General features: G+C 46.6%; 24 protein-coding genes. 15 read left to right on the top strand and 9 right to left on the bottom strand.

Annotation, left to right across the window (positions count from 1 at the left end; translation table 11 throughout):
- Positions 1–26: 26 nt before the first annotated feature.
- Complete coding sequence (gene pgmB, locus E6W40_RS17545; RefSeq protein ID WP_211147021.1) at positions 27–695, top strand: beta-phosphoglucomutase; 669 nt, start codon at positions 27–29, stop codon at positions 693–695.
- Positions 696–780: 85 nt separating this feature from the next.
- Here the strand turns inward: pgmB and E6W40_RS17540 are convergent, their stop codons facing one another.
- The 5 genes from E6W40_RS17540 to E6W40_RS17520 form a co-directional block, all read right to left on the bottom strand.
- Positions 781–2322, bottom strand: a complete 1542-nt coding sequence (locus E6W40_RS17540) for a response regulator (protein WP_168928960.1) — start codon at positions 2320–2322, stop codon at positions 781–783.
- 1 nt (position 2323) lies between these two features.
- Positions 2324–4231, bottom strand: a complete 1908-nt coding sequence (locus E6W40_RS17535; RefSeq protein WP_168928959.1) for a sensor histidine kinase — start codon at positions 4229–4231, stop codon at positions 2324–2326.
- 98 nt (positions 4232–4329) lie between these two features.
- Complete coding sequence (locus tag E6W40_RS17530; protein WP_136606634.1) at positions 4330–6009, bottom strand: type 2 periplasmic-binding domain-containing protein; 1680 nt, start codon at positions 6007–6009, stop codon at positions 4330–4332.
- A gap of 67 nt (positions 6010–6076) precedes the next feature.
- The gene (locus E6W40_RS17525; protein ID WP_136606633.1) at positions 6077–6964 is read right to left on the bottom strand and encodes a carbohydrate ABC transporter permease; all 888 of its coding nucleotides are present in this window, start codon (positions 6962–6964) and stop codon (positions 6077–6079) included.
- A gap of 20 nt (positions 6965–6984) precedes the next feature.
- A complete protein-coding gene (locus E6W40_RS17520; protein ID WP_136606632.1) occupies positions 6985–7953 on the bottom strand; it encodes an ABC transporter permease in 969 nt (322 codons plus the stop codon).
- A gap of 283 nt (positions 7954–8236) precedes the next feature.
- On the opposite strand from E6W40_RS17520, the gene E6W40_RS17515 reads away from it, so the two are divergent.
- Positions 8237–8842, top strand: a complete 606-nt coding sequence (locus E6W40_RS17515) for a pentapeptide repeat-containing protein (protein ID WP_136606631.1) — start codon at positions 8237–8239, stop codon at positions 8840–8842.
- Here the strand turns inward: E6W40_RS17515 and E6W40_RS17510 are convergent.
- Positions 8839–9252: a GNAT family N-acetyltransferase gene (locus E6W40_RS17510; RefSeq protein WP_136606630.1), complete on the bottom strand. Its 414-nt coding sequence runs from the start codon at positions 9250–9252 to the stop codon at positions 8839–8841. The genes E6W40_RS17515 and E6W40_RS17510 overlap by 4 nt on opposite strands.
- Before the next feature lie 106 nt (positions 9253–9358).
- Positions 9359–10108 (bottom strand): SDR family NAD(P)-dependent oxidoreductase, encoded by a 750-nt coding sequence (locus E6W40_RS17505; RefSeq protein ID WP_136606629.1) that lies wholly within the window; start codon positions 10106–10108, stop codon positions 9359–9361.
- A gap of 245 nt (positions 10109–10353) precedes the next feature.
- Here E6W40_RS17505 and tatC point away from each other — a divergent pair, with 245 nt between their 5' ends.
- Entirely contained in the window at positions 10354–11112 is a 759-nt protein-coding gene (gene tatC / locus E6W40_RS17500) for a twin-arginine translocase subunit TatC (protein WP_136606628.1), read from the top strand.
- A complete protein-coding gene (locus E6W40_RS17495) occupies positions 11105–11305 on the top strand; it encodes a twin-arginine translocase TatA/TatE family subunit (RefSeq protein WP_136606627.1) in 201 nt (66 codons plus the stop codon). Before tatC ends, E6W40_RS17495 begins: the two co-directional genes overlap by 8 nt.
- A gap of 70 nt (positions 11306–11375) precedes the next feature.
- Here the strand turns inward: E6W40_RS17495 and E6W40_RS17490 are convergent, their stop codons facing one another.
- The gene (locus E6W40_RS17490; protein WP_136606626.1) at positions 11376–12092 is read right to left on the bottom strand and encodes a hypothetical protein; all 717 of its coding nucleotides are present in this window, start codon (positions 12090–12092) and stop codon (positions 11376–11378) included.
- A 153-nt stretch (positions 12093–12245) separates the two neighbouring features.
- On the opposite strand from E6W40_RS17490, the gene E6W40_RS17485 reads away from it, so the two are divergent.
- The 4 genes from E6W40_RS17485 (at position 12246) to E6W40_RS17470 (ending at position 17693) form a co-directional block, all read left to right on the top strand.
- The gene (locus E6W40_RS17485) at positions 12246–13037 is read left to right on the top strand and encodes a gluconate 2-dehydrogenase subunit 3 family protein (RefSeq protein ID WP_136606625.1); all 792 of its coding nucleotides are present in this window, start codon (positions 12246–12248) and stop codon (positions 13035–13037) included.
- Positions 13038–13061: 24 nt separating this feature from the next.
- Positions 13062–14777: a GMC family oxidoreductase gene (locus tag E6W40_RS17480; RefSeq protein ID WP_136606624.1), complete on the top strand. Its 1716-nt coding sequence runs from the start codon at positions 13062–13064 to the stop codon at positions 14775–14777.
- 42 nt (positions 14778–14819) lie between these two features.
- Complete coding sequence (locus E6W40_RS17475; protein WP_136606623.1) at positions 14820–16535, top strand: GMC family oxidoreductase; 1716 nt, start codon at positions 14820–14822, stop codon at positions 16533–16535.
- 180 nt (positions 16536–16715) lie between these two features.
- Positions 16716–17693 carry an aldo/keto reductase gene (locus E6W40_RS17470; RefSeq protein WP_136606622.1) on the top strand — a complete coding sequence of 326 codons (978 nt, stop codon included), beginning with the start codon at positions 16716–16718 and terminating at the stop codon, positions 17691–17693.
- Between the two features lie 135 nt (positions 17694–17828).
- Here the strand turns inward: E6W40_RS17470 and E6W40_RS17465 are convergent, their stop codons facing one another.
- The gene (locus E6W40_RS17465; RefSeq protein WP_136606621.1) at positions 17829–18476 is read right to left on the bottom strand and encodes a 3'-5' exonuclease; all 648 of its coding nucleotides are present in this window, start codon (positions 18474–18476) and stop codon (positions 17829–17831) included.
- A 160-nt stretch (positions 18477–18636) separates the two neighbouring features.
- Here E6W40_RS17465 and E6W40_RS17460 point away from each other — a divergent pair, with 160 nt between their 5' ends.
- The 7 genes from E6W40_RS17460 (at position 18637) to E6W40_RS17430 (ending at position 26416) form a co-directional block, all read left to right on the top strand.
- Complete coding sequence (locus E6W40_RS17460) at positions 18637–19713, top strand: lactonase family protein (RefSeq protein ID WP_136606620.1); 1077 nt, start codon at positions 18637–18639, stop codon at positions 19711–19713.
- Positions 19714–20040: 327 nt separating this feature from the next.
- Complete coding sequence (gene desA, locus E6W40_RS17455; protein ID WP_136606619.1) at positions 20041–21108, top strand: Delta(5) desaturase DesA; 1068 nt, start codon at positions 20041–20043, stop codon at positions 21106–21108.
- 65 nt (positions 21109–21173) lie between these two features.
- On the top strand, positions 21174–22316 hold the full coding sequence (locus E6W40_RS17450; RefSeq protein ID WP_136606618.1) for a sensor histidine kinase: 1143 nt from the start codon (positions 21174–21176) through the stop codon (positions 22314–22316).
- Positions 22313–22912 (top strand): response regulator transcription factor, encoded by a 600-nt coding sequence (locus E6W40_RS17445; RefSeq protein WP_136606617.1) that lies wholly within the window; start codon positions 22313–22315, stop codon positions 22910–22912. Before E6W40_RS17450 ends, E6W40_RS17445 begins: the two co-directional genes overlap by 4 nt.
- 98 nt (positions 22913–23010) lie before the next feature.
- Positions 23011–23640 carry a VOC family protein gene (locus E6W40_RS17440; protein ID WP_136606616.1) on the top strand — a complete coding sequence of 210 codons (630 nt, stop codon included), beginning with the start codon at positions 23011–23013 and terminating at the stop codon, positions 23638–23640.
- Positions 23641–24096: 456 nt separating this feature from the next.
- Positions 24097–24861 carry a helix-turn-helix domain-containing protein gene (locus tag E6W40_RS17435; protein ID WP_281281484.1) on the top strand — a complete coding sequence of 255 codons (765 nt, stop codon included), beginning with the start codon at positions 24097–24099 and terminating at the stop codon, positions 24859–24861.
- Positions 24862–25015: 154 nt separating this feature from the next.
- Complete coding sequence (locus E6W40_RS17430) at positions 25016–26416, top strand: ABC transporter substrate-binding protein (RefSeq protein ID WP_136606614.1); 1401 nt, start codon at positions 25016–25018, stop codon at positions 26414–26416.
- The last annotated feature ends 109 nt before the right edge of the window (positions 26417–26525 follow it).

The following is a 26525-nucleotide window of genomic DNA, read 5'->3' as shown; positions in this document are numbered from 1 at the left end:
GGGTAGGCAATCAAGGAGGCATAACAATGAAATTGCAGGCTGTATTATTCGATCTGGATGGGGTCATCACCGACACAGCAAAATATCATTTTACAGCATGGAAGCAGATGGCGGATCGGATCGGAATAGAGATTGATAGTGATTTTAATGAGTCGCTTAAAGGCATCGAGCGTATGCAGTCACTGGAGCGGATCTTGATTCACGGGCAGCAGGAGCAGAAGTATTCACAGGCTGAGAAGGAAGGCCTTGCCCGGGAAAAAAATGATGAGTATGTATCTCTTTTGGCAAACCTTACGCCTGAAGATACTTACCCTGGGATTAAGGAGCTTCTTCTAGAACTTCGGGAGAACAAGGTTACGGCAGTGATTGCGTCGGCCAGTAAAAATGCACCGCTGATTCTGGAGGCACTGCAGCTGAATACTTATTTTCATTCCATTGTAGATCCAAGCGGGGTTCCCGGCAAACCAAAGCCGGATATCTTCTTGAAGGGTGCAGAGCAGGCAGGAGCCAAGCCGTCATTTTGCATCGGGATTGAGGATTCCCAGGCTGGTATTGAGGCTATCAAAACAGCCGGCATGTATGCGGTAGGAATTGGCGATGACAGAATTCTCAAGCCGTCTGGAGCCGATATCGTCTTTCGATCCACTGAGGAGCTTACTCTTCAGCGGCTGCTTGCTGCAGCCCATATGATATAGAGCCTTCAAGAAAAGGCAGTCCAAGACATTTTGACTTGGGACTGCCTTTTTGTTTTCTCTAATGTATTCATAGGATCGTATTCAATCAATTTGAGGAATGAAGCCATACTTTTTCACGGTATTCCATGGGAGAGTTTCCTTCGAGTTCACGGAATACCCGGTTGAACTGCTTGACATTCTCGAACCCGACCTGCTCCGCAATTTCATATACCTTCCAGTGTGTTCCCTCCAGCAAGCTTTTGGCTTTATCAATTCGGACTTTTTTCAGATAAGGGACAAAGCTCATTCCTGTAACATGCTTAAAGGTTTCACTAAAGTAGGAGTAATTCAGCGACACATGATTGGAGACGGTGGCCATGTTGAGCGGCTTATCGTAATTTTGCCCGATATAATCGATGGCTGCTTTCATTTCGGCATGCCCGATATGCGCATCCTTAATGTCTTTGATATAACCGTCCAGCCGCAGCAGCAGATCCCCCACATCGTGAATATAGCAGCTAATGGTCTCGTTGTGATATAGATAGCCTATTTTTTTATAGCTTTTCAGAATTTCTACCGAGGCTTCACCATAGCTTGTGAACACCTGGTCAAACACCAGCTCATTGAGCAGACGGCTGAGATTCTCAAGATAGGAGATGGCGTTGCGTTTGATTTCCTGCAGGTCCATAATCTCATGCCAAAGTTCTTGGATTTCCTGCTTTCTTCCAGTTCCCAGCAAATTGGCCAGCCTGCGGATTTTCTCCTCTGGAAGCTCCTGCGGTATGGAGAGATAGTGGATATCCGAATAATAGAACAGGGCGGTGCCTGGCTTCGTTTGCAGAATTTTATATTTTAGAGCCTGCTTCGCCTGAATATAGCTGTATTTAACCTGTCCCGGTCCTGCGGTCTTTGCACTGATACCGATCCAGACAAGGAGCCGTTTGTCATGCTGATGTTCAGTAAAGGCGGGAAAAGCAGCCTCATCGGAAGTGATAACGATCAGGTTTTGATCTTTATCCTCGAAGCAGATGGAATGATCATGGTTAAAATACTCAGACCAAAGCTTTTTCAAGACATTGTTCTGCTGCTGCTCACCCTTCATAACGGCTGTGAAATAAGGCTGATTGAAGAACTGAAGGCCGGCTTTGGCAACACGGCGCTTAATTTCAAACTCTGGAAGATCCGGATGAAGAAATATATAGTTCAGCTGGTCAGCCGCATGTTCTTCCCGGTGTTTACTCATTTCCTCCCGTTCACGGTTTAAAGCCTGAATCTGCTGCAACTCACCCGTAATCCGGTTTAAAGCCTGATGTAATTCTTCGCGAACAATAGGTTTCAACAAATATTCTCGGACTTTATATGTGATAGCTTCTTTTGCATATTGAAAATCATCATAACCGCTTAAAATCATGAACGCCGGAGGCAAGGCTTCACGATTCAGCTCCTGGATCAGCTCCAAGCCATCCATGCCTGGCATCCGTATATCGGTAATAATAATATCCGCCTTTTCCCCGCGATACAGTTCAAGCGCCTCAGATCCTCCAGCGGCCAGCCTGATGCTGAACTTGGAAGGGTACTCTCTCTCAATCATGCCCTTCAGGCCTGTTCGAATGTTTCTCTCGTCATCGACGATTAGAAGTCCGTACATATCAGGATGCGCCTCCATTCAAGTTGAAGTAGGGGATTCTCATCATAACCCGCGTGTATTTTCCTTCCTCACTCTCGACCCACAAGCCGTACTCATGACCGTAGAATAGCTGCAGCCTTTGGTGAACATTGCGTAAGCCGATACCGTTGCCGCCGCGCATGCCGTGTGGGGAAGAACTTGTCTCCATCAATGAGGTAACCGGATCATCGGTCTCCAAGGAACGGATTTTATTGTTTAACAGTTTGGTCTTCCCTGATGACATTCCTGCTCCATCATCCTCAATGACAATGACCTGTGTCCTGTTGACGGCAAAGGTTCTTAGCGAGATGTTCAAATCGTCATTGCCTGAAGCACTGCTGCGCAGGCCGTGTTTAACCGCATTTTCAATGATTGGCTGCAGGGACATTTTCAGAACCTCAAGGTCGAGATCCTGCTCCTGCAGTTCCGTATGGAAATAAATCCGCTGGTCAAAACGCAGGTTCATCAAAGCAATATAATGGCGGATATGACTCATTTCCTCACGTAAACGCACATACTCGCTGCTCCATCTCAGATTATAACGCATCATGCTTCCAAGAGAGGTCAAAGCGTCGGATATCGGCCGCTGATCTTCCACCTCGGCCATCATTTTGATATTTTCCAGCGTGTTGTAAAGAAAATGAGAATCGATCTGATTTTTCAGTGTTTTTAGTTCGGCTTCTTTCGTAGCGGATTGCTTATTGACGGCATCGGCAATTAATTCATTGATCTTGTTGATCATTTTTCGGAAGTGATGGGTGAGCTCACCGACTTCGCTGCCCCCGCCCACCGGGAGCTGGATATTGAAATCGCCGAGACGAATTTTTTTCATGGAAAGCGTCAGCTGCCGCAATTTCTTCAAAATCAGTGAATTGAGAAAAAAGGTGGAGACAGACAGGATCGCAATCAGGATTACATTCACGAGCAAAATGGTATTGCGTGTATTATTCAGCTCAGCCAGCACGGCCTGCATGGATGTCATATGCACCACGTACGCTTGGATGCTGTCTATGTACGTATAAACGACGAGATAAGGCTTGCCGGACAAGCTCAGTTTAAAGTGGGACAAGGTCTTCTCGTCTGTATGGTAGAGCTTCTCATTAAGCTTCGCATCAGCAAGTTCAGTGACGGTAAGCAGGGGATGATCATCAGCGTAATACAACCGTCCGGCGTCATTCATGATGAGCATTTGCGATTGCTCGCTATCGTGAATCTTATAGGTACTCGGAAAAAAACTAGTCAGCAGCATATCAATCTGGATCAAGCCCACATGTTTTCCTTTGGGATATTCAAGTTCGCGTAGCAGGGAGATTTTCTGGCGGAATTCTTTTTCATCCAGAATGAGATTATGAATGGGTTCCTTATCCCGTTCGGAGATTTGCCATAAACCAGCCCCATCCAGACGGTTCAGCTCCTCATGCCAAGGCTCAATTTGAACGCGGCTTTCTTTCAAAAAAACCGGCCAAATCTCGCTGATGAACGGGTTATCCGAGAAAATGCGGATATGCTCAATATCCGGATTATTGAATTGGAGCCGCAAAATATTGTTCACGGTGCTGTTACTGAACTCAATCAACTCAGATGTATCCGGCTCACTCGAACGGTCGAGATAATACATGACCTCACGGTCGGAAAGAACCAGCTGCACTGCCCGTTCCATCGTTTCCATGTTGTTCCTGATGTTGGTTTTCTCAATTTCGATCGAACTCTCGCTTTTGCGTACCACTTCCTTGGTGAAGCTTTCATTCAGCTGCCTGAAAATAATCAGTGAGAACACAATGCTCGGAATCAAAATGATGATGATATAGGAGAAAAAAAGGCGCTGCTGTAGAGAATAATGCTCAAGCCTTTGTATGAAATACTGTACCAATGAGCGTAAGCGTCTGAGCAATATCATCACATCCGGGAGAATATTTGGGATTACAAGACGAAAATCCAAAAAGCCCACGCAAAAATGGGGCTTTTTGGATGATGTTTATTGTTAACAAATTATTTCAGAAACTCCTGAAGCTTGCTTACGTTATCCTCAAACTTGGTTTGCTTGAAGGCTTCAACTTTATCGAAGCCTGCTTTATCCCGCTTTTCGAGGAAATCACTGAAGGTCTTATCGAAATCTTCATCCGATTTGCTGAGCAGAAGCTTCGGCAGCGTTTTGCCCCAGGTTTGGGCAATTTTATTGCTGGCGACGCCTTCCTCAGAGTTTCCTGTCGGATTAATATTATCGTATTGGGAGAAGCTCTTCGTTTTACCTTTGGTCCAGTCCTCCATTTGCTTGAATGGTTCGACACTTTGCGGCTGCCATTGCAAAATCATGTTTGTATCCTGCATCATCCAGAAGGTGAGGGAGGAACCGTATTTTTTGTCAAAAGCAGAGCGGTCTTTGTTCAGCAGCTCCAGCACTTCGGGCTTAAATTGGTCCTTGCCGTCAATGTTGTCGTAGCTGACGCCTTTTTCACCGAGGAAGAGGTCTTTTTGGCCTTCTTCACTGATCAAGTATTCCAGGAAGCTGATCGCTCTGGCTTTGTCTTTTACTTTTTTCGAGATCAGCGTTACCGTCCAACCGGAGATGCCAGGGCCAGCCAAGGTAGGCGGATCCATCTTCGAGTTGGCAGGGCCGTCAACCGCGATGTAAACGGAATTCGGATCTTTCGCGTACAAAGCATTCTCCTGAGCTGTCAGGTCGCTGCGCTGGTACATCATGGCGAAGTAGCGGCCTTGAGCCATTTTTTCTTCCATTTGCGGACGCTTGTCGATAAAGACGTCTTTCGCGAGCAGACCTTGCTCGTTGGCCTGACGGAAGGTTTTCAGCCAGCGGATATATTCCGGATCGGTCGTGCGGTCGTACAGCTTGCCGTCTTTCTCATACGGGATAGCCATGAAGTTCTGCAGATAGCCTTCAAGGCTGCCATTGCCCGTGTCGCCGAATTCGGTCAAACCGAATGGAATCAGCGGCTGGCCTTCAACTTCAGGGTATTTTTCCTTCGCGGCTTTCAGCGCGTTCAGGAAGCCTTCCGGCGTGCGCATATCCGGTTTGCCGAGCGCCTCGTACATATCCTTACGGACAAGGAAGGTTTGGTTCGACAGATATTCTCCCGAATATTTTTCAAAATCCTTTGGCGAAGAGGAGGAGTTCGGATAAACGTACGTATTGCCGTCATCCTGCTTATACCAAGACATTTTGGCCGGATCAGCCACCTTCATGAAATAAGGATCGTATTCATCCGCGAGCTTGTTCAGCGGGAGCACCAGATCGCCTTCGATCATGGATTTCACGCCGTCTTCCCACCAGCCGAGCGTAATGAAGTCAGGCAGACTTCCGGAAGCGATCATGGTGTTCAGCTTCTCGTTTTCGTTACCGGCAGGCACGATAAAGTTAAGATTGACGCCGGTTTTCTTCGTAACATATTGGGAGGTCGGATCGACACCCCATTTGTTGGCGAACCAGGAGAAGTTGAGGTACCAGTCAAATGTGATCGGTGATGTGTCGGCCTTCCAGCCCGGCTCATCTGCCGATACTGTTTTCGTTTCAGCTGCCGGTTCGGTTTTGTTTTCCGGCTGCTCTGCAGCTTTGGGTTCATCCTTGGAAGAACCGCCGCATGCGGCGAGCGACAGCATCAGTGTGAAGGCAACGAGCAGTATGCTGCTTTTGCGGAAATAGCTTTTTCTCATCTTATTTACCCCTCTTGATATATTTGGTGATTCCTGTGTTACCGTCCAGGTAAAAAATTCCTTATTCTTATCCTTTTATCGAACCGATCATGAGACCTTTAACAAAATATTTCTGCAGGAATGGATAGGCAAGAACGATTGGCATGGTCGTAACAACCATGGTAGCCAGCTTAATGGATTGCGACGTAACGTTTTTTGAAATTCCGCCAGGCATCGCAGCAGCCATCTGATTCGAACTGGACTGGGCAACGATCCGGTACAAATACGTCTGGATCGGCTGCAGGTCCATATTATTGATATAAATCATACCGGTGAAGTAATCATTCCATTGATATACCCCGTGAAAGAGGGCAATGGTAGCGATTACAGGCATGGATACCGGAATAATAATACGAACAAAGATCGACAGATCATTGGCACCGTCAATTCTTGCGGCCTCTTCCAGGCCATCTGGAATCTCCCGGAAGAATGTCATGAATATGATTAGGTCAAAAAAGTTGAACATAGCCGGGATGATATAGACTAAGAAGTTATCCAGCAAATGCAAATCACGGATGAGCAGATAATAAGGAATCAGGCCTCCGTTGAAGAACAGCGTCACTGTACCGAGCAAGATATACACCTTCTGCCCAACGAGCTCCCTACGAGAGAAGGCGTAGGCAACCATGGCGGTGAAAAACACATGGAGGGCTGTGCCCAGCAGTGTCTTGGCTACCGTTACACCCATCGCGGTCATAATACCGCTGCTCTTGAATACCGCTTGATAGCTCTCGATACTGAATACACGCGGCCACCAGTAAATTCCACCCCGCATGGCATCTTGTCCTTCATTGAAGGAGTTAACCAGCACATACCAGATCGGGTAGAGCGTGATAAAGCATACCGCAAGCATGATAATCACGTTGATGGCATCAAACGTTGCATCCCCGGCGGTTCTTCGATTCAGTTTAAGCATGGGGTTCCAACCACCTTTTCTCAGAATAGGGATGTGTCATTTAACTTTTTGGATACAGAATTGGCGATCAGAAGCAGTACCAATGCAATTAGCGATTTGATTAACCCGACGGCCGCCGAATAGGAGTATCTGCTGTTCACGAGGCCTGTTTGATACACGTAGATGTCGATAACATTACTCGCGCTTTCATTTAGCGAGTTACGAAGTACCAGGATCTGGTCGAAGTTCGAATTCAGAACGCCACTGATTGCCAAGATGAAAAGGATCGAGACCGTTCCCTTGATGCCCGGTAGAGTCACATACCACATTTTCTGAAAACGCCCTGCACCATCGATGGTGGCTGCTTCATACAGGTCGGGTGACACTCCGGCGATGGCTGCGAGATAGATGATCGCCGACCAACCAAGCTCCTTCCAGATATCCGAGGTAATAATGATACTCCAGAAATAGCTGGGCTCTGCAAGATAACTGATTGGCTCCTTGATGATGTGGAGACCCATAAGGATGTGATTGATAATCCCGACATCCGCGAGCCAGGTAGCAAGTATGCCGCCAAGAATAACCCAGGACAGAAAATGGGGCAGATACGAGATCGTCTGCACCGCCTTCTTCAGACGGAGTGACCTCAGTTCATTCAGAAACAGTGCAAACAGAATCGGAAGAGGAAATCCGATGAGGAGCTTAAAAAAACTCATGCCGAGCGTGTTCCATATGACTTTCGGCAGTTCATCGTCATCCAGAAAAGCTTTGAAGTTTTCAAGTCCTACCCATGGTGCATCAGATATGGAATGGGTGATAACGTACTGTTTGAATGCGATAATGACCCCGTACATGGGTATGTAGCTAAAAATAATGATCCAGGCGACGCCGAGCAGTGCCATCACCTGCAAATACTTCTGACTCAGCAGCCTTCGCAGCAATGTTCTCTGTTTGCCTTCAGAGATATGGGGTTGGGGCTGCGTGAGCTCAGCGCCTAGTTTGGCACTCATGGGATTCATCCTCCTGTGTGGGATAATGCTAACGCCGCTTTGTAAACCGCCTAATGGCATTTTTGCAAAATCCTAGTGTAAGTGCTTTCATTATGTACTTTCCATTGTAGGCTGGGATGGAAGGAAGAAACAGGTGTGAAATTTCGTTTTTAGGGTTGCATTTTTCGGGTCTTGCAAAAATAATATGCCGGATACGTCATTGTGGAAGGAACGTATGTTTGTTACGATGAAGAAAAAGATCGAAAAAATACAGGTTCATGAATAATGAGGAGTGAAAATTATTATGTTCCAATACATAGACCAGGAATATGAGAGAGTGGATTTCAATCAGTCAGATTTGAAGAATGGAGAACTGAAGGGCTGCACCTTTATAAAATGTATCTTCCGCGGCACGGAGATGGATGAAATATGGACAAGAGGCTGCCAGTTTATTGAATGTGATTTTGGCGGAGCGACTTTTAATGCATCCTTACATGCGCGTTCTGCTTTTACAAACTGCCGGTTTGCTGGAACCAATCTATTCGTAGCCAAATTTGAGGACTGCAAGATGATCGGCAGTGATTTCTCCGGGGCTCAATTGGACGGGATTACGATTCAAGGGGGAGACTGGTCATACACGAATCTGCGGCAGGTGAATTTGTCCAAGCAGCAGCTGAAGGGGATCCGATTGATAGAAGCAGACCTCTGTGAGAGCAATCTTCAAAAGGCTGATTTGCGAGAGGCTGATCTGACAGGGGCCAAGCTCTCCAAGGCGGTGTTAAAAGGAGCCGATCTCAGAGGGGCGAAGATGGATAGGATAGACTATCGTGCGTTTGATCTTACCGGTGTGCGGATCGATTTGGAGCAGGCCGTGAATGTGGCCCGCTCCTATGGGGCCAAGGTGGATTAAGGGTATTTTTTATACATGCCGACGGACGCAGGCGCTCCGTATTCAAAGCCGAATTGCTGGTACAAGCGGTCTGCAGGTACGTCTGCCATTAAGCTGACGTAAGCCCCTTTGGTCGCATTCCGGTCCAGGTAGGCGGTAATCTCAGACATCACCCTTTTACCAAGCCCTTTGCCTTGATACGCAGGAGATACGGCGATATCAACGACGTGAAACATGCAGCCGCCGTCGCCGATGACCCGGCCCATGCCGATCAGCTCGCCGCCCAGTCTGAGGGTAACGGCGAACAGGGAATTAGACAGTCCGCGGCGGGATGCCCCCATATCTTTGCCGCTTAAGCCTGCCTTGAGGCGCAGATCTACATACTCTTCCGCTTCTGGAGGCTCATAGCCAACTGTAATCTGTTCATTCATGATGCAGCATCCTCTCTTCACATATATGATTCATCATAAAACAAAGGCATCCAGTCTGTCATCAGAGACCGGATGCCTTTGTTTTTAATCGTGGAAGCCTGTAAGTTTAGCGCATCATGACGCTTCCGCCGTCAACCATAATCGTTTGGCCTGTCATGAATTTGGCATCTTTACTCAGGAGGAAGCAAACAACGCGGCCGATATCCTGCTCCGGATCGCCGAGTCGGCGGACCGGAATCGCGCTCACCATTTGATCGTAGGCTTCAGCATTGTGCTCTCTCCATTCTGCAACGCCTTCCGAATTGGCGATCGGGCACACGATGTTGATGTTAATGTTGTCTGGACCCCATTCGTTCGCTGCAACGCGGGAAATGCCGCGAATGGCTTCTTTGGCTGCGGCGTATGACGTTTGTGTTAACATGCCCTTCAGCCCTGCGCCGGAAGCGAAGTTGACGATCGAACCTTCGTTTTCTTTTAAGTGTGGATAGCTAAGCTTCATAAGATGGAATGTTGGCCAGAAACCTGTGCCGAAGGCAAGCTCGAATTCTTTTTCCGTAGTGTCCAAGAAAGGTACATTTTTGGATGCTTGTGCGCAGTTTACGAGACCATGAATGGTCTTATATTTATCAATCACCTTTTGAAAGCCTGCTACGACGTCGTCTTTCTCCATCAAGTTCACTTTTACAAACATGCACTCGGAAATTTTGCTGATTTCCTCTTCAGTAGCTTTACCCTTTTCCTCATTAATATCAAAGAAAACAACGCGTGCTCCTTCTTTAGCCAGTGCTGTGACGATACCTTTACCAATACCGCCTGCGCCGCCGGTAACAAGGATTGTTTTGTCTGTAAATTTCATGTACAGGCCTCCTCAAAAAATAGATAATTAAGTAACTTACTTGTTTATTGTAATGTTACTTATCAGTAAATCAAATCTGTGGAGAACCTGTGACATCACTGGACATCGCGTTAATCATATGTCTCGCGTATTTCCGACATATTCAGCTATAATTCTGCAAATTTTGGATACAATATACATTATCGCTGAGCGCCAGACCTCGACTGAATCTTGTCACGGCAGGCGCTACAAGAGGAGGCGGTTCATTGATTAACAGTGATGAGTGGATCACCCACCTGACAGAGCTTCGAAAACGTCTGATCTGGGTGATGCTCTTTTTTATCCTGACACTGGCTGCGGGCTTGTATATGTCGCCTAAAGTGCTGCTGTACATTAAAAACCGGCCTGCTGCCACGGATATCGCATGGAATGTGTTTTCCTTGACGGATGGCATGTTCATTTACATGAAATGCGGCTTTCTGGTGGCTGTGTTTTTCACCGTTCCGCTGGCGCTTTATCATGTATGGGCATTTGTCCGGCCCGGTCTGACCGATGATGAGGCAAGAAAAACCTTCTGGTTTGTTCCGATGGCTTTTGTTTTGTTTTCCGTCGGGGTGGCATTCAGCTTTTATGTCGCATTTCCAATGATGGTTTCTTTTCTATCCAAGATGAACAAAACGGTTGGAGCGGTGGAGACCTATGGAATGGACAGGTATTTTTCACTGATGTTCAGCGTCGTGTTTCCACTCGCTTTGGCTTTTGAAATGCCGGCAGTTGTCCTGTTCCTGACCCGGCTTGGCATTCTCAGGCCTGCATTGCTGAGAAAAGCCAGGAAATATGTCTATCTAGCTCTCGCTGTTGTCGGCTCAATGATTTCACCCCCAGATTTTGTTTCCCATCTGTCCGTGACCATTCCGCTGATTATGCTGTTTGAACTCAGTATTCTTGTTTCCCGGTGGTACCTGCACCGGAAGGAGATGGAGAATCCACTAATTGATCCGAAAGGAGGCACCAACCATGTTTAACAATATCGGATTACCGGGGCTGCTTATTATTCTGACGATTGCTCTGGTTGTATTCGGTCCATCCAAGCTTCCACAACTCGGAAGGGCTGTAGGAGATACATTGCGGGAATTCCGTTCATCGACAAAAGGCGTTGTCGAGGAAATTACAAACGAGGCATCGATTGAACCCGAAAAGCTAGCTGAGAAAAATTAAATTATCAAAAAGAAAAACACCTCCTCATAACGCCCTTTGCGCTAGAGGAGGTGTTCATGTATCAAGCCCGCTATTTGCTGGTATGCAAATTGGCATTCTTTTTGATGGTTTGCAGCTCACCGTTCATTTTATTAACCGGAGTTCCTGCGCGCATCGCCGTTTTGATCTTTTCAATGGCCTTGATCGCCTTGGCATCGTGAACCGTGTAAATTTTCACTTTTTTGCCGTAGACGCCTTCAACTTCCTGACGGATCAAGCTCAGGTTAGTTTCAGTGATGTCACGCTGACCGATAGAGTAGCCGGTTCCCTTTTGGCTCATATAGCCTTTGCCTGATGCACCTTCATTCGGGCTCAGAACCTTATGGGGTTGGGGCTTGGAGTTTTTCGTATGCGTATGCTTTTCAGGATCACCAATGTATACGGAGTCTCCGAGCGTTAGCACATTAATTCCTGTAAGGCCTGCCGCCTCTAGTCGATTTTCAAGCGTTTTGGATTCGGGAGTATCATGCAGGCTGGATGTGCCGATGCGGCTGTAGATCCCCGAGCCCATACCACTGTAAGTCGTTCCATTCTTGTTGGTCGTGCGGACCTTTTCTCCATCAAATCTTGGAATCACCTTGATGCTGTTTACATGAGGATGGCTTTCCGTAATGTTCGTATGATGCGTGTTGGATTGAATTCTGACAGGTTTTGTTTGCGCCTTCTGATGCATGTTGGTGTTACAGCCGGTCATGGCAATCGCAATACAGAAAGCGGGAACGGCCATTTTTGCCCAAGATCCTTTCATTTGAAATCCCTCCCTGGATATGTTGAAGATATGATTATGATTATCTTTCGGAAGATGTATTATTTGTGGGATATTTCGACAAAATAACAAAAAAATGATGTTAAACCCAATCAGTATTGGAAAACACTCACATTAAGCAGGAGGTTGACTTTTATGGCTAACGAAACCGAAGAACAGGATTTGAAGGATCATAGAGAACCGGATCATTCACGTCGGAATTTCTTGAAAAATTCTGGATATGCCGTGGGTGGTCTCATTGTCGGCGGAGTTGTAGGCAGTTTGCTGCGCTCTCCAAACAAATCCACAACCAATAACAATAATGGAAATACGACAGAAAAAGCCCCTGCCAATGAAGCGGTCAATTTTAACCAGGCGCTTATGCATTTCACCCAGGAGCAATTTCTGATCATGGAAGCTGCTACAGAACGTATTTTCCCTGCGGATGATAATGGACCCGGGGCCAAAGAGCTTGGGGTTGCTTACTTTATCGATCACCAACTGGCTGGAGAATGGGGACTCAACGGCAGAGAATATATGCAAGGGCCGTTTTTCAAAGGCGAAACTACGCAAGGATATCAGGGCCGCCTGAAGCGCAGAGAGATCTTTGATATTGGACTTCAGGAAATGCAGAACTACAGCAATAAGAAATTCCAGAAAAAATTCAAGGATCTTACGCCTGAGCAGCAGGATACCGTGCTCAAAGCCTTTGAAACGGATGAGGTCAAGCTCACCACGATTTCCGCAAGCGGATTTTTCAAAACGATTTTCGGAAGCACCATGGAAGGGGCCTATGCGGATCCACTGTACGGTGGAAACGGCAACATGGGAGGCTGGAAGCTTAAGAATTTCCCCGGCAACCAGATGTCCTATACGAAAATCATCGAGCAGGATAAATTCGAGAAAATGCAGCCTGTCAGCTTGAGAGAACATCTACCACATTCCTAAATTTGAAAATCAGAGGTGATATGAATGGCAACCAAACTGCCTAAAACAGATGTCGTCATTGTAGGTGTCGGCTGGGGCGGCGGGATTATCGCGTCGGAGCTGACGAAAGGCGGCTTGTCCGTCGTGGGTCTGGAGCGAGGCAAGGAGCGGAAAACAGAAGACTACTATATGGTTCACGATGAACTTCGTTATGCGCTGCGGTACGAGATGTTCCAGGATTTATCCCGGGAAACGATTACGTTCCGCGGAAATGAAAAGATCAAAGCGCTGCCTATGCGCTCTTACGGCTCTTTCTTGCTTGGCGACGGGCTTGGGGGTTCTGGAGTGCACTGGAATGGACAAACCTTCAGGTTCTTACCATATGATTTTGAGATTAAATCGAAGACGATTGAACGTTATGGTAAAAGTAAAATTCCGGATGGCATGACGATTCAGGACTGGGGCATTACGTATGATAAGCTCGAGCCTTATTTCAACAAATTTGAGAAAATGACTGGCATATCCGGAGATGAAAATCCGCTCGGTGGTAAACGGTCGGAAAAGTATCCGACCCCTCCGATGAAAACAACACCCGGCATGAAGATGTTCAGCGACTCCTGCAAAGGCTTGAATTACCATCCGTATCACATGCCGTCAGCGAACCTGTCGGAACAGTACACGAATCCGGACGGAATTGCACGTGCAGCATGCCAATACTGCGGATACTGTGAACGTTTCGGCTGCGAATACGGCGCCAAGGCGGATCCGGTCGTTACGGTTATACCGGTAGCTAAGAATACCGGCAAGTTTGAGCTTCGCACGCATTCGAATGTAAGACGGATTCTACATAAGGGCGGCAAAGCGACGGGTGTCCTTTACATTGATACGACCACAGGTGAAGAATACGAGCAGCCTGCAGACATTGTCGTGATGACAAGCTATGTCTTCAACAATACGCGTCTGCTGCTCATGTCCAATATTGGCAAGCCGTATGATCCAAAGACCGGAACGGGCGTTATCGGCAGAAACTATGCCTACCAGGTGCTTAAGGGAGCGGGTGTCGGATTTTTCGAGGACAAGGAATTCAACATCTTCGCTGGCGCGGGCTCACTGGGCATGTGTATCGATGACTTCAATGGGGACAATTTCGATCATAAGGATCTGAAGTTTATCCATGGGGCTAACATCTCATACAGCCAAACGGGTGCACGGCCAATCCAGAACAATACGGTTCCTCCGGGAACACCGACCTGGGGCAAGGACTACAAGGCTGCTACGGTGAAATATGCCAACCGCCATATCAACGTGGGAGCTCAAGGGTCCTGCATGCCGTTCCGTCACCATTTCCTAGATCTTGATCCTACCTACAAAGATGAATTCGGCGATCCATTGATGCGAATCACGTTCGATTTCGAGGATCAGGATCGTGAGCTGGTTAAATTCATGGGGGCCAAATGCGGCGATATCCTGAAACAGATGGGTGCGGATAAAGTCGTCTCGAACACGGAACTGGCGCCGTATGAAATCACAACCTATCAATCTACCCACAATACCGGCGGTGTGGTCATGGGAAGCAGCCCGGATACATCAGCTGTGAACAATTACCTGCAAATGTGGGATACCGAAAATCTGTTTGTGATTGGCGCCTCTGCGTTTGCGCATAACAGCGGCTACAATCCTACTGGTACGATGGGAGCACTGTCTTACCGGGCAGCCGAAGGGATCCACAAATATCATAAAAATCCCGGCAGTCTCGTCTAAGTTCATAGACGAATGATTGAATAACAATGATGAGGTGACATAATGGCAACCAAATTACCAAAAACGGATGTAGTTGTTGTCGGCGTGGGTTGGGGCGGAGGAATCATTGCATCCGAACTGACCAAATCGGGACTGAATGTTGTTGGTCTAGAGCGCGGCAAGGAACGCAAAACTGAGGATTATTATATGGTCCATGATGAACTGCGTTATGCGCTGCGGTACGAAATGTTTCAGGATCTTTCCAGAGAAACGATCACGTTTCGGGGGAATGAGAAAATCCGTGCACTGCCGATGCGTTCATACGGTTCCTTTTTGCTGGGTGACGGCCTCGGCGGGGCAGGAGTACACTGGAACGGCATGACTTTTCGATTTCTGCCGTACGATTTTCAAATTAAGACGCAAACCATCGAACGGTATGGCAAGAAAAAGATTCCGGACGGCATGACCATTCAGGACTGGGGCATCACCTATGACGAGCTAGAGCCGTATTTTCTTAAATTCGAAAAAATGGCAGGGATCGGCGGTGAAGAGAATCCGCTTGGCGGCAAGCGTTCCGAAAAATATCCTACGCCTCCCATGCAGGTATCTCCTGTAATGAAGCTCTTTTCGGATGCCTGCAAAGGCCTGAAGTACCATCCGTACATCATGCCTTCAGCAAACCTGTCTGAGCAGTATACCAATCCGGACGGTATTGCCCGTGCAGCCTGCCAATATTGCGGTTTCTGCGAACGCTTCGGATGCGAATATGGTGCCAAAGCGGATCCGGTCGTTACTGTACTCCCGGTCGCGAAAAATACAGGGAAATTCGAGCTGCGAACCCATTCAAACGTGAGACGGATTCTGCATAAAGGCGGCAAGGCTACAGGCGTTATGTACATCGACACCACAACGGGTGAAGAGTACGAGCAGCCTGCCGATATTGTCGTAATGACCAGCTATGTATTCAATAATACCCGTTTGCTGCTGCTCTCCAATATGGGTAAGCCTTATGATTCCAAGACCGGAACCGGAGTTATTGGCAGGAACTATGCCTATCAGGTGGAAGCGGCAGCAGGTGTTGGATTTTTCGAAAAGAAGGAATTCAACCTGTTCTCCGGAGCGGGAGCCATGGCGATGACCATGGATGATTTTAATGGAGATAACTTTGACCATAAGGATCTGAATTTCATTCACGGCGGCAGTATCAGCTATAGCCAGGGAGGCAACCGCCCGATCCAGAATAATACGGTTCCTCCGGGGACACCGGGCTGGGGCAAGGATTTCAAGGCAGCCTCAATCAAGTACGCAAACCGGAACGTCTCTGTATGGGCCGAGGGATCCTGCATGCCCTACCGGCATCATTTCCTGGATCTTGATACGACCTATAAAGATGAATTCGGTGATCCGCTGATCCGGATTACATTTGATTTTGAGGAACGGGATCGGGAGATGGTCAAATTCATGGGAGCCAAATGTGGGGAGATCTTGAAAGAGATGGGCGCGGATAAGGTTGTAGCTTACACAGAGCAGGGACCTTATGAAATTACGCATTATCAGTCCACACACAATACGGGTGGCGTGATTATGGGGGATAGTCCGGACACATCAGCGGTGAACAACTATCTGCAAATGTGGGATTTTGATAATTGTTTTGTGGTGGGTGCTTCTGCATTTGCACATAATGGCGGCTACAATCCAACTGGAACCATGGGTGCATTGTCTTACCGCGCCGCGGAAGGAATTATCAAGTACCACAAGAAGCCGGGAAGTCTCGTATAGAGAACGATCAATGAAAGGCCGTGAAGGGATGTTTCCCTTTCATGGTCTTTTTTTGTGGAAATCGTTTTACGACTATGTAGCAGTATATGGATGTAGAAATTATGTACTGGGATGTTTTGGAAATATAAAGTTTCTGTTTATAATAAAACAAGCAGTTCGATTATTTAAGGAGGGACTTATATGAAAATCATGCCGTTAGCCAAACGCGGAGTGGAAGCAAGTCGGCTTGTTCTGGGCTGTATGCCTATGGGAGGCACTTGGGACCGTAATGATCCAATCACGAAAGAGGACCGCCTTAAAGCCGAAAAGGCCGTTGATGCGGCCCTATCGATCGGAATCAATATGTTTGATCATGCTAATATTTATACACAGGGCAAAGCGGAGCAGACCTTCGGCGGAATTTTGAAAAATCGTCCGGAGCTCCGTGAACAAATCATCATTCAGTCCAAATGCGGCATTCGTCTGCAGGATGAAAACACGCCAGGTCGCTTTGATTTTTCGAAGGAGCATATTCTTGAAGCCGTTGACGAATCGCTGAAGCGGCTTGGCGTTGAGTATCTGGATATTTTGCTGCTACATCGCCCGGATCCGCTGGTGGAGCCCGAAGAAGTAGCCGAAGCCTTCAGTAAATTGAAAGCTGCCGGCAAGGTTCGGTACTTTGGCGTTTCGAATATGAATGTCTCCCAGATCCGCTTTCTGCAGCACAGCCTGCCGGATCAGCTTGCCGTGAACCAGCTGGAAATGAGTCTTGCGCATACGGCTTTCCTTGACCAGACGATTTACGTGAATCAGCAAAAGGGAACGGGTGTAAATTTTGGTGAAGGCATCATGGAGTTCAGTCAAATGGAAAACATTCAGCTGCAGGCATGGGGTCCGCTCGCTCAAGGCCGTTTCTCCGGCCGTTCCTTGGATAATGAGCCGGAAAACGTACAGAAGACTGCAGTGCTCATCTCCCAAATGGCGAAGCAGAAGGAAACAACGCCTGAAGCTATCGTTCTGGGCTGGCTGATGAAGCATCCTGCGATGATTCAGCCAATTATCGGCACATCAAACGAGGAGCGGATTTCCGCCTGTAAGGACGCTGAACGCCAGGCTGGGCTGATGACCCGGGATGAATGGTATACCCTCTATATGAGTGCGATTGGTAGGGAGAAGTAGTGATTTTCATCATGATCATATGTGATTTGAAATAATATATATTAAAAAAGACCGGCCAAGGTTGACCCTTGGCCGGTCTTTTCGTGATATCACTATTTATAAAAAAGCGTTTCGCTGCATAATATCCATCTTTGCTCACCCGCTAAAAGAACGCTTCGTTCCAAACGGTGAACGGGATTTGGCTGTTTTCGGTTTTTTCTTCGCCGGTGCGGAGAAAGGCTTGTAGCCGCCCGGATACATCACACCAATCTTGCATCCCTGGGCGAGAGAGAGCTGTTCTGCAGAAGGCTGCTCCTCCTGCCGGATGAGGTTCAGCAGGACATGTGCACAGGCTCTGGCATCATCAAGCGCATCATGGTGATGGAGCGGAATGCCATACCAGTCAGCAAGCACGTTCAGTTTATGGGAAGACATCCAGTTCAGCATCTTTTTGCTGAGCAAATAAGTGCAGTAATATTGAAAGCTCGGATAATCGATCGAAGCTTGATCAAGACAGTAGCGGAGCACGCTCATATCGAATGAGGCGTTGTGCGCTACGATATGCTTGCCTTCCAGCAGCGGCGCAAGCGTTGGCCAAAGCTCGCCAAAAGAAGGCATTCCCTGGACCATCGATTCCGTGATGCCATGTATTTGAATATTCCAGTAATCAAAAGGCTGTCCCGGATCGATAAGCCAGGATTGTTCCGATATAATAGCTCCGTCCCGTACCTCCACTAGACCAAGAGAGCAGGCGCTTGAACGGTTCGCATTCGCGGTTTCAAAGTCTATAGCAACAAAATCCATATATAAAACTCCTTACTTATAGAATCGCTAGAACGGATTAAAAGGTATATTCCATACTATAGCAGGAGTGGTAGAAATACAATCTTGCATTTGATTTTGCGGGAATCATACTGAAAATGATACAATTAAATGTAAAAAATAAAGTGAAGAGGCGATAACCATGACAGTGGATAATCAACGTATGCTCGTATTCGTAGGTTCTTATGCTGAGGAATCCTCAGACGGCGTGTATGTATATGAATTTGATGAACTGAACGGGGAGCTGACCCGTCTGGATCAGGTGGCAGGACTTAAAAATCCTACCTTCCTCAATGTGGACACACCGCAGCGCCGCTTGTACGCAATCAGCGAATCGGCTGCTGCGGATGGAACAAAACTCAGCGATGCCGTTTCATTTGATATCCTTCCTGCAGAAGGCAAACTTGTGGAGACAAGCCGTGCAAACGCACTGAATGGACCATCCTGCCATATCCAGCGAAGCGGAGATAATCATTATTTGACACTCGCGAGCTATCATAAAGGATCGGTCAGTCTCGTCGAATTGAAGGAAGACGGCACAGTCGGTCAGGTGCTGGATATCCGTGAGCATAAAGGGCAGCAGCCAGATCAGATATCCCATGTGCATTCTTCTTTTTACAGTCCGGATCAACGCTTCCTGTTCGTTTGTGATCTGGGTCTGGATACGATATTTACATACCGGATCGATGGGGCGGAAGGAAAGCTTGTTCTGCAAGGAGAAGCCAAGGTCAAGGAAGGCGCGGGACCTCGTCATCTGGTATTCCATCCGGACGGGAAGTTCACTTACGTCATCAATGAGCTTCATTCGACTGTGACTGCGTTCCGCTACGATGCGGATAAGGGAATTCTGTCGGAGATTGAGACAGTATCGACCCTGCCGGCAGATGCAAATGTGGAAAATGGTTGTGCGGAAATTACCATGTCGGAGGATGGACGTTTTCTGTACGGGTCCAACCGGGGGCATGACAGCATTGTTGTTTACGCGGTTGATCCGGAGACAGGTAAGCTGGATACCGTCCAGCATGTGTCTACAGAAGGCAAGCATCCACGGCATTTCTCCATCGTACCGGGCGGCCGGTATGTGCTTACTGTGAACCGGGATACGAACAACCTTGTGGTATTTACGAGAGATTCGGAAACCGGCAAGCTCTCCTACACAGGAAAATCTGTGGAAATATCGAAGCCGGTATGCGTGTGGGCAGACCGTTTTAAAAAATAAGATCAGGCAGCTGACGAGGTGGATTTGCTGAAGAAAGAAGAGCCGAATGACAAGGCCATCACCGCCGCCCGCAAAATATTTGTTTGAACATATGCGCTTTCAGGCCCCGGATACCCGGGGCTTTTTCTTTATACCGCGCTTCACAGCAAGCCAGTTTGAACGAAAAGCATTCAGCACCGATTTGCAATCGCCTATATGACATTTGTCATACTCCCTACCTGATGTTCATGACTACCCGGGCAACAAGTTGTTTCCTATACTGAGGATAGAAGACGTTCATGGATATGCCGTGGCGGTTTTCATGCATCCACTCTGGGAGGAAGACATATGACGCAGCAATCGAAAGTAAGGAATTTAAGAAAAGAGATGGCTCCCTTTGAAAAAAGCAATACGAAGTCGAGCATCAGGCAGATGATATCAACGCTTGGGCCATTGTTAATACTCTGGTACACCGCATATTTAAGCTTGTCTCTATCGCATTGGATTACTCTTCCCATTCTGATCATTGCATCAGGGTTCGTGATCCGGACGTTCATCATATTTCACGACTGCTGTCATTATTCATTCTTTCAGAACCGGCGGGCGAATGAAATCATTGGTACCATTACGGGTGTCATCACGCTGGTTCCATATCAACAGTGGAAGAACACGCATTCCATTCATCATGCAACGAGCAGTAACCTGGATAAACGGGGGATTGGTGATATGTGGGTGATGACGGTGGACGAATATGCTGCCGCATCTTTTATCCGTCGCGCGGCTTACCGCATCTATCGCAATCCGGTGGTCATGCTTGGTCTTGGACCGATTTTTGTGTTTGTGCTGTCATATCGTTTTAACCGCAAAGGAGCGAAACGGAAGGAACGTCTCAACACATATGTCATGAATGCTGCGATTGCAATTCTGTATGCATTGCTTTGCTGGGCTGTTGGATGGCAGGCATTTATGATGATTCAGCTTCCTATTATATTCGTTTCTGGAATGCTCGGAATCTGGTTATTCTATGTACAGCATCAGTTTGAGGATTCGTATTTCGAAAATGAAGACGAATGGAGCTACGTGAAGGCGGCGGTGGAAGGAAGCTCGTATTATAAGCTGCCAAAATTGTTGCAATGGTTAACGGGTAACATTGGCTTTCATCATGTTCATCACCTGAGTCCGAAGGTTCCTAATTACAACCTGGAGTTAGCGCATAATGCAACGCCGCCACTGCAAAAGGCCACGACGATTACGCTGCTTACGAGCTTGACTTCTCTGAAATTCCGTCTGTGGGATGAGCAGCACAAGACGTTCATTAGCTTCAAACAGTTCAAACAGTTCAAAAGTTCCATGCAAAAAGCTAAACGCGAAACGAAACCCATTCCCAGCCCGAGGGCAAGCATACAAGGGGAATAACCTCTCGTCACAGATTATGATAAAATAAAGGTAACCTATAGATAGCATGCCATGGAGGAACCGCCTTGCAGAAATGGTATCAAATTTTCCACAGGAGTACAGGACTTAGCCCCTATGTGTGGGTTGTCTTTTATATTCTCCCTTTCTATTTCATTTTTCGATCTTCGTCAGTGGTTCATGTGGTGTTTGGCGTTCTGATGATTCTGGCCTTTTTTGGATGCTATGTGCTGTCCTTTGTCTCAAAGGGTTGGCTGGTGTACTTCTGGACATCCATTCAGATGCTGATCTCGATTGCGATGACGCTGCTTTTTGGCTACGTATATTTCGCGCTTTTCGTCGCGTTTTTTATCGGCAATTTCCATCATCGGGTTGGATTTGTGGTACTATATACCATTCATCTTGTCACGACGATCGCGACGATTAACTATGGCTACGTTACAAAAGATCCTGTTATGATTACGCAAATTCCGTTTGTGCTGATCAGTCTCATCGCAGTGATTCTGCTGCCCGTTACCACATACTACCGGAACAAGCGGGGAAAACTTGAAATACAGCTGGAGGATGCCAACAAACGGATTTCCGAACTGGTGAAGCTGGAGGAACGTCAGAGAATTGCCCGTGATCTGCATGATACGCTGGGACAGAAGCTTTCCCTTATCGGGCTGAAGAGTGATTTGGCAGGCAGATTAATGAGGACTAACCCGGCCCAGGCGGAGGCTGAGATCAACGATGTGCGTCACACGGCCAGAAACGCGCTCAATGAGGTGCGGGAAATGGTTACGAAAATGCGCGGCACGCGCCTGGAGGATGAGATGTTCCGCATCAAACAGATCCTGAAGGCAGCGGAGATTGAGTTTATGCTGACAGGAGACCCGATTCTAAGCAACACATCGCTTCTGGTAGAAAACGTGCTCAGCATGTGTTTGAAGGAAGCGGTCACGAACGTGGTCAAGCACAGCAATGCTACAGTCTGCTCGATCATCATTGATTCGTCAACAACGGAGCTGAAGATTCAAATTATAGATAATGGAATTGGTATGGGAGGGGATCCCCTTTTGGCCAAAGGCAGTGGATTGCGCGGAATGAAAGAACGGCTGGAATTCGTGAACGGCTGCATGGCGGTGGCCTCGAACGAAGATCCCGGAACGAGGATCATCGTAAAAGTGCCGAATATCGTGAAACATCCGAATAAGGAGGTGGTACTGTGATTCGAGTAGTAATCGCTGAAGACCAGCGGATGGTGCTTGGAGCGCTTGCTTCACTGGTTAATTTGGAAGAGGATATGCAGGTCGTGGGCCAAGCAAGCAACGGTGAGGATGCCGTGAAGCTGGTTCTCCAGTTGAAGCCGGATATTTGTATCATGGATATTGAGATGCCAGGGAAGAGCGGACTTGAGGCCGCCGAGGAGCTGAAGGGCAGCGGCTGTAAAGTGATGATTCTGACGACTTTTGCGCGATTCGGATATTTCGAACGGGCTATTAAAGCTGGTGCGAATGGATATTTGCTGAAGGACAGCCCCAGTGAGGAATTGGCGGACTCCATACGGAGTATCATGGCAGGAAAGCGAATCTATGCCTCGGAGCTGGTAGATGATGCCTCTGGAGAGGAAAATCCGCTGACCCAGCGGGAGAAGGACGTTATCGGACTGATCGCAGATGGGAGAAACACGAAGGAAATTGCCAGTCAATTGTATATCACGCAAGGAACCGTAAGGAACTATATTTCCGTCATTCTTGATAAACTCCAGGTCACGAACCGCGTGGAAGCCATTACGCGTTTTAAGGAGAAGGGCTGGTTCAAATGACTGTAAAATCAGAAAAAAACCGTTAAGTACAACAATCCATGTACTTGACGGTTTTTTGGCTGATAATATCATTTTCATGTGCTTAAGGAGGGGACATCATGCATTTTGATGAGATCAAGCTGAAAACAGCAGAATTGGAACCTTTGAAACATTTTTACAAGGATACGTTGGAATTGCCGGTGGTTGAAGATCAAGACGGATTCTCGGTGCGAATTGGCCAGACAAGGCTAACGTTTGAACAAGCCAAGCAGGGGCATCCTTTCTATCACTATGCCTTCAATATTCCGGAAAATCAGTTTAAGGAAGCGAAAGTCTGGCTTTTGGATAAAGTAGAGCTTAACCGTGAGGAGGGCAAAGACGAGGCTGATTTCGAATCGTGGAATGCCCACGCGGTTTATTTTGAAGATCCGGCCGGTAACATTGTGGAACTAATCGCAAGGCATAATCTGGATAATGCTTCAGATGAGCCTTTTACCTCTGAAAGTCTGCTGTGCGTGAGTGAAATCGGGATTGTGAGAGACGAAATTCCACTCTTTGTGGAAGAAATGCAGAGTGAAGGCTTTCCCAAATGGAGAGAGGGCAGTGACAGCTTTGTTCCGGTTGGGGATGAGCATGGGTTGTTCATCATCGTGAAAAAAGATCGGCGTTGGTATTTTGCCGAAAAGGATTCGGAGATCTTTCCAGTAACCATATATGTGTCGGGACATGGGACGATCAATTTTAACTGAGGTTTCTTCATAAGTGCACTTATGCGTGAGCAGGGTTGCGCTTATTTTTTTGCTAAAAATTGCCCGTACAGGCACAAATGGAGATTGAAAAGGATGACTCCTGTTCAGTACAGAGATCATCCTTTTTTTTCGGTTGCCTAACTGTTCAAAGCCTTTTTCTAGGTAAAGGGAACGGAGTTATGATGTCGAAGGATAGACAGACAGGCAAGAAAACAAACACGATGAAGAAGATGATATGGATGAACGAAATGCTTCGATGAAGCACTAACAACGCTGAAAAGTAAGGGTTGAAACATAGTATGAGTCGAGAAGGTCATAGGGGGAGCGTGAAACGATGAAGTTGAACAGGATTGATTTGAAGGATATTCATCCTAGCATTATTAACGCGGCTTATTATCCGTTTCAAACGAATGAAGTGAACGGGCCTCGGAAAAGTTACACTCCTTTTTTTTCTATATCAAAAGCGGTAAAGGTAAGGTGAAAATTAATGGGCAGCTATTCTCAGCTCAAAGTGATGATATGTTTTATATTGAACCAGGAGTAGAGCACACGTTCTATGCATATAGCACCGATCCGATGGTGACATTATCTGTTTATGTTGATTTCCAGCCATCGGCAGGAGCTAGTTATGAAAGAGGCAATAATCAGCTTGTAAATTACCATTTAAATACGTTTGAACTCAAGCGATGTGTACCCACGGTTTATTTCCGGGATGGTATACAGTTGCCAGCCAAAATAAAACTTCCTACTCACTGTTCATGGATGAATGGCTTCTATCATGTTGTTGATCAAATCGCCAGTGAAGAGCTTGGTATCGAAAATGAACTGCGGGCCGCGTTCGAAAGCTTCTTTATTCTATATATCCGTTATTTTCAAAATCCACATATCATGGACGACCCAAGAGTTCAGAAAGTGAAGCAATGGATGGAAAATGAGCTATGCACATCGGTTTCAATTATGAATTGGGCGGAACGATTAAATATTAGCAGTTCTTATTTATATGAATTATTCCGCAAAGCGACAGACTGTAGCCCTCAGCATTACTGGATCCAACTGAAAATGGATCGAGCCAAAAAATATTTGCGTGAAACAAACATGACTATTACCGAAATTGCTACAACGTTAGGGTTCTCCTCGATTCATTATTTTGCTCGTCAGTTCAAGAAGCAGTGTGGGGAAACTTGCAGTGACTATCGAAAGCGGATGCGTAAGTTGTATTAATTCTATCGACAAATATGAAAAGCTAGACTGGTGAAAAGTCATAGTATCGTGCAAATTTCATTATTTCGTGCAAAGTAAAATACAGGGAGGTTTGTTAGTATAGAGAAGAATTTTTCCATGCTTTGAAAGCGGATTCAAAAAAAGGAGGGGCAGGATGGGTTTAAGCACAAAGAAAGCTCGGAAATCAATTGGGGTGTTGTTATTTTGTCTTATATTTACGCTATTATTTACAGCTTGTTCTAAGGAGGCCGATACAACAGAATCTCCATCCACAGAATCAAAAGTGTCGAATACAGAGCAGGGGACAGAAGAAAAGCCTGAAGCTGTAGAGACAAAGAATTTCTCAAATGAGGAAGTCGTTCTTAAGGTTGCTACACCATGGGGTGAAGAAGGATTTATGGACCGAATTGGTAAATATGTGGAAGAAGCGCTGCCGCATATTACATTCGAACATGTGGACTACAATGGAACTTCTCAGCAGCTGCAAGAGAATAATGCCAAGAATATTGTGCCGGACATTCTGCTTGCATATACCGGGCAACAACCACTCATTGATTTGGATATGGTATTCCCGCTTGACGAAATGATTCAGCAATACAATGTAGATATTAGTGGAATCGAACCAACCTTGTTAGCGGATATTCGTTCACGTGATGAACAGGGGAGATTAATCGGTCTTCCAGCAGAATCAAGTCCTCTTGCACTGTACTATAACAAAGATATCTTCGATATGTTCGGTATAACGTATCCAACAGATAGTATGACATGGGAAGAAGTATTTGATCTAGCTAAGAAAACAACAGGAACACGTGATGGTGTCCAATACGTCGGCTTGGAGTTTGGTACAGGGAATACGGAGCTTGCCGATGTACCTCTCATGCAGCTATCCATGAATATGACCGATCCTCAGACGGGTGAGGTATTGTTGACCAAAGATCCGAATTTCACGGAATATATGGACTTAATGAAAAAGTTCTACAGTATTCCGGGCATCTATGAACCAGGGGATGAAGCAAGCGGGAAAAATATGTTTATGGATAAACAAGCTGCCATGGAAATTAATTGGTGGGGTTATTTGTCTTGGTTTCCCGGTGAAAATGAAGAGAAGCTAGAAACCATCAGAAACATGGATACATTACCTGTTCCGTCTTGGTCAGATAAGAAAGACATGTCACCGCCTATGGGAACGCATCCTTGGGTGATTAACAATTCCAGTGACAAGAAGGAAGCAGCTTTGCAAGTGTTGCAATATATTACTTCAAAGGATTATCAGAAGATTTTCTCGAAGAAGGGCATTCCTCCAATCTATATTGATCAAGAGTTCTTGAAGGATTATGCTGTTGAACACGTACTTAGCGAGAAGAATAATCTTGCGTATTTCCAGCATCCGTTCGCGGAACCTCCTGCACGAAAAAGCATGTGGGATAGCCAAGTTGATTTGATTGGCAGTATGCCGAAATTCGCAGAATCGGATATGAATGTCTCGGAATTCATACGGAAATTATCCGAGGAATCGGAAGCGAAAATTAAAACATTAAGAGAACAAAAGAAATAAATATAGGAAGTGTTGATGATGACAGAGACAAATATTCAATTATTAAAACAACGGAGCAGCAACTGAAATGGGCTGAAGCAGAACTGGGGATTTTCATTCATTGTGATAT

Origin of the sequence: Paenibacillus dokdonensis, from assembly GCF_004916975.1 — a bacterium.
Taxonomy (GTDB): Bacteria; Bacillota; Bacilli; order Paenibacillales; family Paenibacillaceae; genus Paenibacillus_AQ; species Paenibacillus_AQ dokdonensis.
The sequence above is the reverse complement of the archived record's forward strand: the minus strand, read 5'-3'. Positions and strand labels throughout refer to the sequence as shown.